General features: G+C 26.6%; 12 protein-coding genes and 1 rRNA gene. 11 read left to right on the top strand and 2 right to left on the bottom strand.

Features of this window, described 5'->3' with window-relative positions; translation table 11 throughout:
- Window positions 1-6 precede the first annotated feature (6 nt).
- The 11 genes from rffA to IQC44_RS08105 all read left to right on the top strand — a co-directional run bounded on the left by rffA (window position 7) and on the right by IQC44_RS08105 (window position 11,592).
- Window positions 7-1,137, top strand: coding sequence for a dTDP-4-amino-4,6-dideoxygalactose transaminase (gene rffA / locus IQC44_RS08155; RefSeq protein WP_198305851.1), 1,131 nt, complete (start codon window positions 7-9; stop codon window positions 1,135-1,137).
- A gap of 1 nt (window position 1,138) precedes the next feature.
- A complete protein-coding gene (locus tag IQC44_RS08150; RefSeq protein WP_198305850.1) occupies window positions 1,139-2,560 on the top strand; it encodes a glycosyltransferase in 1,422 nt (473 codons plus the stop codon).
- A 6-nt stretch (window positions 2,561-2,566) separates the two neighbouring features.
- The gene (pseG, locus tag IQC44_RS08145) at window positions 2,567-3,523 is read left to right on the top strand and encodes a UDP-2,4-diacetamido-2,4,6-trideoxy-beta-L-altropyranose hydrolase (protein ID WP_198305849.1); all 957 of its coding nucleotides are present in this window, start codon (window positions 2,567-2,569) and stop codon (window positions 3,521-3,523) included.
- A 16-nt stretch (window positions 3,524-3,539) separates the two neighbouring features.
- Window positions 3,540-4,568, top strand: a complete 1,029-nt coding sequence (pseI, locus tag IQC44_RS08140; RefSeq protein WP_198305848.1) for a pseudaminic acid synthase — start codon at window positions 3,540-3,542, stop codon at window positions 4,566-4,568.
- Window positions 4,565-5,497 (top strand): ORF6N domain-containing protein, encoded by a 933-nt coding sequence (locus IQC44_RS08135; protein WP_198305847.1) that lies wholly within the window; start codon window positions 4,565-4,567, stop codon window positions 5,495-5,497. Before pseI ends, IQC44_RS08135 begins: the two co-directional genes overlap by 4 nt.
- On the top strand, window positions 5,497-6,597 hold the full coding sequence (gene pseH, locus IQC44_RS08130; protein WP_198305846.1) for a UDP-4-amino-4,6-dideoxy-N-acetyl-beta-L-altrosamine N-acetyltransferase: 1,101 nt from the start codon (window positions 5,497-5,499) through the stop codon (window positions 6,595-6,597). Before IQC44_RS08135 ends, pseH begins: the two co-directional genes overlap by 1 nt.
- A gap of 29 nt (window positions 6,598-6,626) precedes the next feature.
- The gene (locus IQC44_RS08125) at window positions 6,627-7,565 is read left to right on the top strand and encodes a hypothetical protein (protein WP_198305845.1); all 939 of its coding nucleotides are present in this window, start codon (window positions 6,627-6,629) and stop codon (window positions 7,563-7,565) included.
- A gap of 95 nt (window positions 7,566-7,660) precedes the next feature.
- A complete protein-coding gene (locus IQC44_RS08120) occupies window positions 7,661-7,879 on the top strand; it encodes a hypothetical protein (RefSeq protein ID WP_198305844.1) in 219 nt (72 codons plus the stop codon).
- The gene (locus IQC44_RS08115; protein ID WP_198305843.1) at window positions 7,876-8,340 is read left to right on the top strand and encodes a hypothetical protein; all 465 of its coding nucleotides are present in this window, start codon (window positions 7,876-7,878) and stop codon (window positions 8,338-8,340) included. The genes IQC44_RS08120 and IQC44_RS08115 overlap by 4 nt, the downstream gene beginning before the upstream one ends.
- 155 nt (window positions 8,341-8,495) lie before the next feature.
- Window positions 8,496-9,533 carry a PDDEXK nuclease domain-containing protein gene (locus IQC44_RS08110; protein ID WP_228286301.1) on the top strand — a complete coding sequence of 346 codons (1,038 nt, stop codon included), beginning with the start codon at window positions 8,496-8,498 and terminating at the stop codon, window positions 9,531-9,533.
- A 10-nt stretch (window positions 9,534-9,543) separates the two neighbouring features.
- Window positions 9,544-11,592: a 6-hydroxymethylpterin diphosphokinase MptE-like protein gene (locus IQC44_RS08105; RefSeq protein ID WP_198305842.1), complete on the top strand. Its 2,049-nt coding sequence runs from the start codon at window positions 9,544-9,546 to the stop codon at window positions 11,590-11,592.
- Between the two features lie 81 nt (window positions 11,593-11,673).
- Here IQC44_RS08105 and IQC44_RS08100 read toward each other — a convergent pair whose 3' ends face one another.
- On the bottom strand, window positions 11,674-12,522 hold the full coding sequence (locus IQC44_RS08100; protein WP_198305841.1) for a flagellin: 849 nt from the start codon (window positions 12,520-12,522) through the stop codon (window positions 11,674-11,676).
- Window positions 12,523-12,922: 400 nt separating this feature from the next.
- Window positions 12,923-13,033 (bottom strand): 5S ribosomal RNA (rrf, locus tag IQC44_RS08095); the annotation flags it as partial.

Genomic DNA, 13,033 nt, shown 5'->3' with positions numbered 1-13,033 from the left:
GTAAAGATGATACCATTTAATAAACCACCATATACGGGTAATGAAGATAAATATGTATTAGAATCTATGAGAAATAGCAAAATCTCAGGAGATGGAATTTTTGGAAAAAAGTGCCACGAATGGTTTGAGAAAAACTTACCTTGTAAAAAAGCATTTCTTACACCATCTTGTACCGCAGCACTTGAAATGGCTGCAATTTTACTAGATATAGAAAAAGATGATGAGATTATAATGCCTAGCTATACTTTTGTAAGCACAGCAAATGCTTTCGCTCTAAGAGGTGCAAAGATAGTTTTTGTTGATATTCGTCCAGATACTATGAATATAGATGAGAAAAAAATAGAAGAGGCAATTACACCAAAAACAAAGGCAATAGTGCCAGTACATTATGCTGGAGTTGCTTGTGATATGGATAAAATCATGGAAATTGCAAAAAAGCATAATCTTTTTGTAGTAGAAGATGCAGCTCAAGGTATGATGAGTACCTACAAAGGTAAAGCTTTAGGTACTATTGGGCATTTTGGTGCCTTTTCTTTTCATGAAACAAAAAACTATACAAGTGGTGGAGAGGGTGGGCTACTTTTGATAAATGATGAAGAATTTATCCAAAGAGCTGAAATTATAAGAGAAAAGGGTACAAATAGAAGCCTATTTTTCCGTGGAATGATAGACAAATACTCTTGGGTTGATATAGGAAGTAGCTATTTACTAAATGATATTAGTGCTGCTTATCTTTGGGGAAATTTGGAAAAAGCAGAAGAGATAAATCAAGATAGGCTTTCAACTTGGCAAAAATATTTTGACGGTTTAAAAGAGATAGAAGATGAAGGCTATATTGAACTTCCTAAAATTCCAAAAGAGTGTATTCAAAATGCTCATATGTTTTATATCAAAGTAAAAAATTTAGAGCAAAGAACAGCTTTGCTAGAGCACTTAAAAAATGCTGGGATAAATGCAATATTTCACTATATACCTTTACATTCTGCACCTGCTGGATTAAAATTTGGAAGATTTAGTGGAAAAGATATATATACTACAAAAGAGAGTGAAAGATTGATACGATTGCCTATGTATTATGGGCTGAAAGAGCAATATATAAATAAAATTATACAAAATCTAATAGATTACAAGGAATAATATGAATCAAATTGAAGAGTTAAAAAATTTATTAAGAGAATTAGCCAAACAAGGTAAGAATAATGAGTTATTTGAGTCTTGGATTGAGATTTTGAAGCAAAACTATATTCTAAATTTTCCTAATATTTGTATTAATAGCTTAAAAAGAGAATTAACTGTATATGATTATGCTGAATATATATTAAATAAAGAAGAAAGAATCGAAGATAGATACTCTTGTTATTATAAATTAAATTCACAAATTGCTTTTAATAAGTTTAGTGACTATGATGAAGCTATAAATATCCATAAAAAACTATATAGAAGTCTTTTAATAGAAAGCATAGAAAATATTGGATATTTAGATTGTATTCAAGGAGGAGAAAAGAATGAAAGATTATATATTTATATAAACTTATATTTTCCTAATTCAAATCATGCCCCATCTATTATTTTGGAAAAAATACATGCAAGTTTACGAAAATATTTTAAAACAATTATTGTTGTTGTTACTCCTACATATAATTTTCCTTATCCCGTAGAATTACAAAATGAACAGTATTTTAGTAATAGATTAGAAGTGGAAGATAATCATGTGTATAATACCAATGACATTACATTTATAAAATTTGGTGGATATCTAACGGAATCTTTATATTTAGAATTTGTTAATCACCAGAAGTTTACAGTAAGTGATAAATTTATTTCTATAGGTCATTCAAATATTCATTTTGATTTTATAAAATCTAATAATAAAATATCTATACCTACTGCTGTAATAACTATAGAATTTAATAATGCTGCATATTGTGTTGCAAATTCCAGAGATATTATTATTAAAAATATATTTAATGAAAAGCAGAAAATAATATTTTCAAATTCAAATTTTACAAAAGATACTAAAGGTGAAGAAAAGCAAAAAAGTAAAAAAACAATAAATGACATCTTAAATATTGCTATAGTAGGAAATAGATTAGAATTTGATTTAGATAAGGAATTCTTTAAATTCCTAGATAAATCATTAAAAAAACTTCCAAATATTAGGTATAAAATAATTGGTATTTTAGATGGAAAAGTTTTTGATTCGATAATTCCAAAAGGATTATTAGAAAATATTGAATTTATAGGATATATTAATAATTTAGAAGAATATTTTATTGAAAATATAGATTTTTATTTAAATCCAAAAAGACAAGGCGGAGGACAAAGTTCTATTATGGCATTAAAAGCCAATATCCCAGTAATGACTTTGCCTTATGGTGATGTTTATAGTTGTTTGGAAAATAAATATAATATTTATTCTTTTGATGGGATTACAGATTTTATAGAACAATATATTACAAATAAAGATTTCAGATTAAAAATAGATAGTATGAATGAAGAGATAATATCAAACTCTCAAAGTTTATTTGAAAGTATGATAAAAGAAATTATAGATATCTAGGAAAAAATGAATATTTTAATAAGAGCAGACTCTTCAAGTATTATTGGAACAGGGCATATAAAAAGAGATTTAGTTTTAGCAAAAGATTTAGGAAATGGGACTTTCTCAAAGAGAGTGCAAAGCACAAGAGCCCCATCTAAAAATAAGATTATCTTTGCCACACAAGATTTACAAGGAAATATAAATAAAGAGATTAAAGAGGCTGGATATAGAGTAGAGATTTTAAAAAGTAGTGATTTTGAAGAGTTAAATAGCCTTATAAAAAAACTAAATATTGATATGATAGTAATCGATAACTACGATATTGATTATGATTTTGAAAAAAAATTAAAAGAAGAGAACCCAAGCCTAAAAATCTTTGTTTTAGATGATACATATGAAAAGCATTATTGCGATATTTTACTAAATCATAATATCTATGCAAGTGAAAAAAAGTATAAAAATCTAGTTCCAGAATCTTGTGAATTAAGATGTGGGGCTAAATATACTCTTCTTAGAGATGAATTTATAGAAATAAAAAAATCACCAATCACTAACCATCAACTACTAACAACTGTTTTTTTAGCAATGGGAGGAGCTGATAATAAAAATCTAAATATAAAAATATTAAAAGTTTTAAAACAATACAAAAAAAATATAAAAGTAAATCTAGTAACAACAAATGCAAATAAAAATTTGGAAAAACTAAAAGAGTATTGCGAAAATAAAGAGTGGATAAATTTGCAAATAAATTCAAGAAATATTGCAAAACTTATGAACCAAAGCAATTTTGCTATAATAACTCCTAGTGTTACAACAAATGAAGCTTATTTTTTAGACTTGCCAATGATTGCTATAAAAACAGCAAAAAATCAAAAAGAGATGTATGAATATCTAGCAAAAAATGGCTATTTTGCACTTAAAAAGTTTGATAAAAAAGAGTTGGAAAAATATATAAAACAACTAATCAAAAAATTTGATTAGTTAAAAGGAGAATATTATGAAAATAGGAAATTTTGATTTACAAAAAGATGGCACATTTATAATCGCAGAGCTTAGTGCAAACCACAACGGAAGTTTAGAAGTAGCAAAACAAACGATAAAGGCCGCCAAAGAAATTGGAGCAAATGCTATAAAACTGCAAACTTATAGAGCAGATACTATCACACTAAATAGCAAAAATCCTGATTTTATGATAGATGGTGGCACACTTTGGGACGGAAAAAATCTTTATGAACTTTACGAAGAAGCTTACACACCTTGGGAGTGGCACAAGGAACTTTTTGATTATGCAAGAAGTTTGGATATTGATATTTTTTCCTCTCCTTTTGATAAAAGTGCAGTTGATTTTTTGGAAACTTTAAACCCAAGTGCTTATAAAATCGCCTCTTTTGAGATAACGGATTATGAGCTTGTACGATACATAGCAAGTAAGCAAAAACCTATTATCATAAGCACAGGAGTTGCAACTATTGATGAAATTCAAGATGTTGTAGATATTTGTAGAAGTGTAGGAAACCACGATATAATCTTGCTTAAATGTACAAGTGAGTATCCAGCAAAGCTAGAAGAAGCAAACCTAAAAACAATAGCAAATATGAAAGAGACTTTTGGAGTAGAAGTTGGATTTTCTGATCATACTATGGGGCATATTGCACCTGTTGTAGCTGTAACATTAGGTGCAAAAGTTATAGAAAAGCACTTTATATTAGATAAAAGTATAGGTGGAGCTGATAGTGGATTTTCTTTGGATAAACAAGAGTTTGCTGATATGATAAAAGCTGTAAGAGATGCTGAAAAACTGCTAGGTAAGGTTGATTACAGTCTAAATGAAAAGCGAAAAAAACAAAGAAGATTTGCAAGAAGTTTGTATGTAACAAAAGATATAAAAGCTGGAGAAGTTTTTAGTGAAGAAAATGTAAGAAGTGTTCGCCCTTTTTATGGTCTTCATCCAAAATACCTAAAAGATATTTTAGGAAAAACTGCTAAAAAAGATTATAAATTTGCAGATAGATTGGATATGCAATGAATGAATTAAGCTTGATAGATAATCAAAGAATAGATGACAAAATCTACACAATTCGTGGAGTACAAGTAATGTTAGATGAAGATTTGGCAAAATTGTACAAAGTAGAATCAAAAAGATTAAATGAACAAGTAAAAAGAAATATAGAGAGATTTCCAGAAAAATTTAGGTTTCAATTAACTGCTGATGAATATGAAAACTTGAGGTCGCAAATTGCGACCTCAAGTTTGAATAGTTCTTTAAGGTCACAATTTGTGACCTTAAGTTCCATACCAGAACATGGTGGAAGAAGATATTTGCCCTATGCTTTTACAGAGCAAGGTGTATCAATGCTAAGTGCCGTTTTAAAAAGCCAAATAGCAGTAGAAGTAAGCATAAAAATAATCGACTCTTTTGTAAATATGAGAAAATTTTTATCTCAAAATAGCTCGATTTTCGCAAGACTTGAAACCATTGAGGAGAAACATCTCAAATACAAAATAGAATCAGATGAAAAATTCAATCAAATTTTTAAAGCCATAGAAGACAAAACTACTACAAAAAAATATCATATATTTTATGATGGGCAAATATTTGATGCCTATATTTTTGTAAGCGATATTATAAAAAGTGCAAAAAAATCTATAAAATTAATCGATAACTACATAGATGAAAGCACTTTTTTACTTTTCACAAAGAAAGATGAAAATATAGAAGCTATTATTTATACAAAAAATATCTCAAAAGAGTTAGAACTAGATTTAAAAAAATACAACTCACAATATCCAAAAATTGAACTAAAAAAGTTTGATTTATCTCACGATAGATTTTTAATAATCGATGATATAGAAGTTTATCACTTTGGAGCTAGTTTAAAGGATTTGGGTAAAAAATGGTTTGCTGTATCAAAAATGGATATAAATAGTTTTGATATGATAGGAAGATTGAAATAATGAAAATAGCTATCTTAACATCTCCAAATCAGTGGTTTATACCTTATGCAAAAATTTTAAACAAAAAACTTGCTTTTTCAAAATTATATTTTAATCACGAAGATATTTTAGAAAATTACGATATTGTTTTTATTTTAAGCTATCATAAAATCATCTCAAAAGAGTATTTATCAAAACACAATCACAATATAGTGATACATGCAAGTGAATTACCACAAGGTAAAGGTTGGTCGCCTATGTTTTGGCAAATTTTGGAAGAAAAAAACAAAATTCCTTTTTCTATGTTTGAAGTTGATGAAGGTGTTGATAGTGGCGAAATTTATATGCAAAAGATTTTAAAACTAACTGGCTATGAACTAAATGAAGAACTAAGAGATAAACAAGCTAATTTTACTATTGATATGTGTTTGGATTTTGTAGAAAATTATGATAAATACAAAATTCCAAAACCACAAATTGGGCAAGAGAGTTTTTATCCAAAAAGAAGTGAAAAAGATAGTAAATTAGATATTAACAAAAGTATAAAAGAACAATTTAATCTTTTGAGAATTGTGGACAACGAAAACTATCCAGCATATTTTGAAATTGATGGTTATAGATATGTTCTAAAAATCGAACTTACAAATGGGGGGGGGACAACTCTTCTTAATTTTATCAATCTATCTTTGGATGAAAAAAAGATGATTTTAGAGTGGAGAAATTGCCCAAATATCAAAAAATATATGTACACTCAAGATAATATAAGTTTAGGAAATCATCTAAAATTTATAGAAAATTTAAAAAATAGTAAAAATAAACTATATTTTTTGGTAAAGAAAGACGATAAGTTTATAGGAGTTATAGATTTTAACAATATCAAAGAAAATGAAAGTTTAGAAATGGGAATATATGCAAACCCAAATCTAAAAGGCTATGGCAAAATATTATTAGAAACCATTATAAACTTTTCATTTGATATACTAAAAGTAAAAAAGATTTTTGCAGAAGTTTTTTTTGAAAATGAAAAAGCTTATAATCTATATAAACATTATAACTTTATAGAAGTTGGTGAAAAATTTGTAAATGATAAAAAAGTGATTTGTATGGAGTTAAATTCTTAATAATACATATAATATAAAAGGAATACAATATGCCAACTAGAAAAGAGATATATTTTAATAATATAATTAAGAAATTTAAGGATAAAAATAAGGAAGAAGAAGATAGATATGCTTCTTTTGATTACTGCTATAATTATTTTAAAAATAGTTCAGCAGATGAGTTAGCACAAGATAAAGAAAAATCTTGTTTAGTCTTGGGGTTTTATCTTGCTAGTTGGGGAATGCTAAGGGGTTCTAGTTTCTTATTGGAAAAAAGTCTTAAGTATTATCTACAAATAATAGAATATATTATTGAAAGAAAACAAATCAATCCAGAATATTGGGAATTAGGAAATTATAAAAATATAGATGATAAAAAAATTGAAGATATTATAAAAATATATTATGATATTGAAAAAATATTAGGAAATGCTAGTAAAAATAAGAATTATTCAACATTAATTACTAAAATTATGCTAGGTGTATTTGCATGTATTCCTGCTTTTGATACAAATTTTGTGAAAACATTCGATATTTTATATAAAAATAGTTTTAATAATACTAATTCTTCTAAAATAACGAAAGAAAAATTAAAAGAGTGTTTGGAAAAAATAAGATGTTTTTACGAACACAATAATAGTTGTGTAGATAATACAAATATCTATACAAAGAGTTTCTATAAAATGGAATTTACAGAAATAAAGCCAAGAAAATATGTTTGTTTAAATGTTAATAAGATACCTAATAAATATTCATCTGCGAAAGTGGTTGATATGTTTGGTTTTATTGTGGGTGAAGAGATTTTAAATTTGGAAAAGGAAAAAAAAGAAAAGGAAAAAAAAGAAAAGGAAAAAAGAGAAAAGAGAAAGGACAACAAAAAGAGTAATAAAAAAAATAAACACAATAAAAATAACAATACAAATATTAAATATATAGAAAAAAGAATAATGAAGGAAAAAAGAAAGATAAAAAAGATTTTTTTAAATTAAACTATAAATAGTGAATATTTATAATAGTTTAAAATATATATTTTCGCTATAATCAAACTCCAAAGCAAATAAAAAACACCAAAAAGGAGTATCGTATGAAAACACAAAAAGAGTTAGATTTTTTGGAAAGCCATATTCCAGAACTTGCAAATAGTGCTGTAAAAAAAGCATATTTAGATACTTTAAGTGCTGGGCTTAGTGTTACAAAAGTTATAGAAGACAAAATCTATGAGATATTTCCAGATGGTACAAAAAAATTTATAAAAGATATAAATCCTGCTGTAAAAGTAGATAAAAAAGTATTTAATATATGAATTTAGAAATACAACGACTAAGAATGTTTGCTGGACCAAATGGAAGTGGAAAAAGCACTATAAAAGATGTCATAAATAAAGAACTTTTAGGAGTTTATATAAATCCAGATGAGATAGAAAAATATATAAAAGAGTTCGATTTTATAGATTTTAATCACTACCAAATAAAAACTTCAAAAGATGAAGTTTTAGACTTTCTTCACAACTCTACACTTTTAAAATCTGTCAGTTTGGAAGTTGAAGCAAAATTTTTAAAATATAGTGATGATAAATTAATTTTTTCAGATATACAAGTAAACTCATATTTTGCTTCTGTTTGTGCTGATTTTATAAGAAAAAAACTACTAGAAGCTAGAAAATCATTTACTTTTGAAACTGTTATGAGTTCTTATGATAAAGTAGAGCTTTTAGAATTATCAAAAAAACTTGGATATGTGAAATCACAAATGGTTCGCAAGTAGATATGAAAGTTGATACTATTCCAAAATGGGTAAAAGAGTATTTATTATAAAAACAAATTTTAGTGATAGATTTAAGAAAATTAGAAGGAAAGAGTAAACTATTTTATAGTAATGTGGATTACTGTAATATAAGTTACAATAAAAAGGTGTCAATATTGAAGAAAGATATAACTATTTTAGAAAATGACTTCACAAACTTTGTAAAAGAGATAAAAACTAAGATTTTATCTTCTCAATATGAAGCTTTAAAAGCAGTAAATAAAGAGCTTATAAACCTATATTGGGAGATTGGAAAAGATATTGTAGAAAAGCAAGAAAAATTTGGCTGGGGAAAATCAGTGGTTCAAAATCTTTCAAATGAACTGCAAAAAGAGTTTATAGGAATAAAAGGTTTTAGTATGCAAAACCTTTGGAATATGCGACAATTTTATCTTGAGTATTATCAAAATGAAAAACTCCAACCACTGGTTGGAGAAATTAGTTGGACAAAAAATGTAATTATTTTCCAAAAATGTAAAGACAATCTTGAAAGAGAATTTTATATTAAAACAACTATAAAATTTGGTATGACAAAAGATGTTTTAATAAACCAAATCGAAAACCAATCTTATGAAAAATTCCTTTTAAATCAAACAAATTTTGACAATACTATTGTAGAAAAATATAAAAACCAAGCAGTTTTAGCTGTAAAAGATGAGTATAATTTTGACTTTTTAAGTCTAAGCGAAAAATATGATGAAAAAGAGCTAGAACTAGGACTTATAAACAGTGTACGAGAGTTTTTGGCTCAAATGGGGACAGATTTTACCTTTGTAGGAAATCAATATCGCTTAGAAATAGATGATGAAGAGTATTTTATAGATTTACTTTTATATCATAGACGACTTAAATCACTTATTGCAATAGAACTAAAAATTGGGAAATTCAAACCAGAATATGCAGGGAAAATGAATTTTTATCTATCAGCATTAAATGATAAAGTAAAACTAGAAGATGAAAATCCATCTATTGGGATAATTATTTGTAAAGACAAAAAACGAACAACAGTCGAATATGCTTTAAAAGATAGTAATCAACCAATAGGTGTTGCAACATATAAACTAACAGAAACTCTACCAAAAGAGTATAAAAATTTACTTCCGACTACAAAAGAGATAAGTAAGAAACTAGAAACTTTATTAGAAAACATATAAAAGGCAAAAAATGACACAAACAAAAGAACAAGCACAAATCCAACTACAAAATGCACTTACAACTACATTTCTAGCAAACTTAGCTTTTTTAAGTGAGTATGACAACGAACTCTATCATAGAGTTGATGAACTCTCAAGAATGATAGAAAACGGTACTTACAAAGAAAAATATGCTCTGGATTTTATAATGGAAGATGGTGATTTCGATATATATGATATTGTAAATGATAAATATTTATATGATAGGAAACCAAAAAAGAAAAATGATGATCTAGTAAGGAAAGTTGAGTTTGATAGTAAGCAAGCTATTATAGACTTTCCCGAACAATTTTATATAAATAAAAAAATAAATTATGATAGATCAAATAAATTTCATTTAAATAGTCTTGAGGAATTAAATAACATGACTTATTCAGATATATCAGAATATACATCTTACTTAAAGACTATATACAATGATAAAAAAACCTTTAAAAGAATAGATAAATTTATATTTATAGGAACATTGTTAGGTAGGCATATTCCAAGAATTGCAGAAAAAATAAATGCATCTTCATATTTAGTGCTAGAAAGGAATTTAGAGATATTTAGACTTTCACTTTTTACAGTAGATTATACAATCTTAGCAAAAAAAGGTATGATTTTCTCAATAATGGATAATACATTAGATGAAGAAAAACGTATTGAAACATTTTTAAATATTTCCAAGTTTGATAATTATATGCTAAAATTTTCTACAACTAGTATAAATGTAGAACAGTATATAGATAAAATTTTATCTATAAAACAGGGGCTTTCTTCTTTACTATATGATTATAATAGAAGGAATTATATATTTATTAATAGATCTACTAAATACATCCCTAAGTACAATATATTACAATTTAACCAAATAAAAAATACTTGTGATATATTTAAAAACCACCCAATTTTATATATAGCAGCAGGACCTTCTCTAGATGATAATTTAGAATGGATTAAAAGAAATCAAAACAAGTTTTATATTATTACAATAGGCTCAGCATATGAAAAGCTTATTAATGAAGGAATAAGACTAGATGCTATAGCCACTTTGGATGAACAAGAGTTATTAGAAGTATTACAATTTAGTGATAATAGTGTATCTAAAATCAATAAAAATACTGTTATTCTTGCATCTATACTAACAAATGAAAAGATATTAAAGAAATTTTCACAAGAAAGCCTTTTCTTATATGAACCCTATATTCCATTTTATAAAGATAATATCTCTTTTGGGGGATACTCAATAGGTGAATTTACTCTAAATTTAATTCTACAATTCAACCCATCAGAAATCTATATTATAGGATTAGATTTAGCAGTAAATCAGGATACTGGAGAAAGCCATTTTAAAAGTGCTAATTCAGGTCTATCAAAATTTGATCTTAGTAAATCTGAAACAAGAGAAACATTTACATTAAAGGATAATTTAATTAAAGTTAAAGGTAATCTCAAAAATGAAGTTTTTACTACTCCTTTATTTTATATATCATTAAAAGAGGTTGAAAAGGCAATAGCAATAAGTAAATCTAGTAATACAAACTTAAATATTTTTAATATATCTGCTCATGGTTCATATTTCAATGGAACAATTCCTATAAAAGTAGATTTAATAAATATTGATAAATACAAAGATATAAATAAATTATTAAATTTAAGGGTGTATTTAAAAAACTATTCAATGAAAGGACTAGATAAAGATTCAATCGAAAAATTAAAAATAGAAATCTCTTTCTTAAATACAAAAATTAATACTATTTTAGATGATATATATTCAAATGATTTTTTAAATTACAAAGAATTTTACGAAAAAATTATAGAAATTCCTATTCAAATATTTGAAAATAACTTTTTAATGTTTTACCAAATAATTTTTGAATACTATTCATTGTATATACCATATTTTACATACTATTTTAATGATACTAAGATAAAAGAAGAAAAGAAAAAGATAAATAAAATAAAAGAAATTTTTATAAGACAAATTTCTCAAATACTAAATGACTATGTATATTGTTTAGAAAGATTAGTAAAATAAAAAAGGAAGACTCAAAGAGCCTTCCTTTATAAAAGAGAACTTTTTGAACAGGGACTTTAGCCCCTGTTGTTTCCTAAAAAACTATTGAAGTAGTCTTGAAACATTTTGTTGTACTGCATTCGCTTGACTTATAGCATAAGATCCAGCTTGAGCAATAATATTTTGTTTATTGAAGTTTGCACTTTCCTGAGCATAATCAACATCTCTGATAATAGACTCAGCAGCTTTAACATTTGTTGCTTGTGTCATAAGGTTTCTTACAGCTGATTCTACTTGGTTTTGAGTCGAACCTATATTACCTCTATAATCATTTAATTTAGTAATAGCACTATTAATAGCTGTTTGCCCAGCAGTAGCATGGGCTCTTGTAAATGTTGCTGCACCAGAATTTGTTTTTAGAGTACCAAGAGAATATCCACAAGTATTTGCTTGAATTGCTGATGTATCAATTTTATCTTTTTGAGACTCTCCTATTTGAAAGCTTAAAGCTGATTTTGAACCCATACCAGTTGCAGATGTTTGTAAAAGATATGTACCATTATAGTTAGTTTGAGAAGCAATGTTATCTAACTGAGTTAAAAGCTTATTAACATCTTTTGCAATCGCATTTCTACCATCTTGAGATGTTGTATCAGTATTTGCTTGAATTAATTTAGCTTTAATTGTATCAAGAATATTTGATTGTTCACCCATAGATTTATCAGCAATTTGTAACAATGCAACAGCTGAATTACCATTTGCAATACCTTGATTAATAGATGTAGCTTGAGTTCTTAATTTATCTGCAATTGCTAAACCAGAAGCATCATCAGAAGCTTTATTGATTTTTAATCCTGTACTTAACTTTTCTAACGAACTTGTTATACTTTTTGTTGTATTTTGTGCAGCTTCTTGAGCTGTTAAAGATGAAATGTTTGTATTAATTCTCATAATAAATCCTTTTTATATATGACACATTGTGATTATACATCACTTCCAAAAACTTTCTTGTTCTTTTTAAATCCCAAGCATAGAGTTAAAATTTATCTAACTCTTCGGATTACATCTAACCCTAAATTGTTTTTATAAGAGAATTATTACAAAACATTTCTTAAAATTAGATTAAATATTTAAAGATTGTATTAATTTCAATATATTTTCGGAACAGGGACTTTAGTCCCTGCTTACTTGCTCATATAAAAATATAAAATAAATAAAAGTCTAAAAAGAATGTATCAGTAAAAAACCAAATGCAATAAGTAAACAAGAGTTTAAAAAAAATGCAAAAAAAAAGCCTTCCAAAGCATACTTAGATGAAGTATGTTCTGAAAGGCTTTGTAAAAACTCTAAGAGCTGGCAGTGACCTACGTTTCCACAGGGGGACCCTGCAGTATTATCGGCGATGAAGTGCTTGACTACCAGGTTCGGAATGGGGCTGGGTATTTCCACTTCTCTTTGACCA

It is taken from the genome of Arcobacter vandammei (assembly GCF_016106035.1).
Classification (GTDB): domain Bacteria; phylum Campylobacterota; class Campylobacteria; order Campylobacterales; family Arcobacteraceae; genus Aliarcobacter; species Aliarcobacter vandammei.
This window is presented reverse-complemented; position numbering and strand designations above follow the sequence as displayed.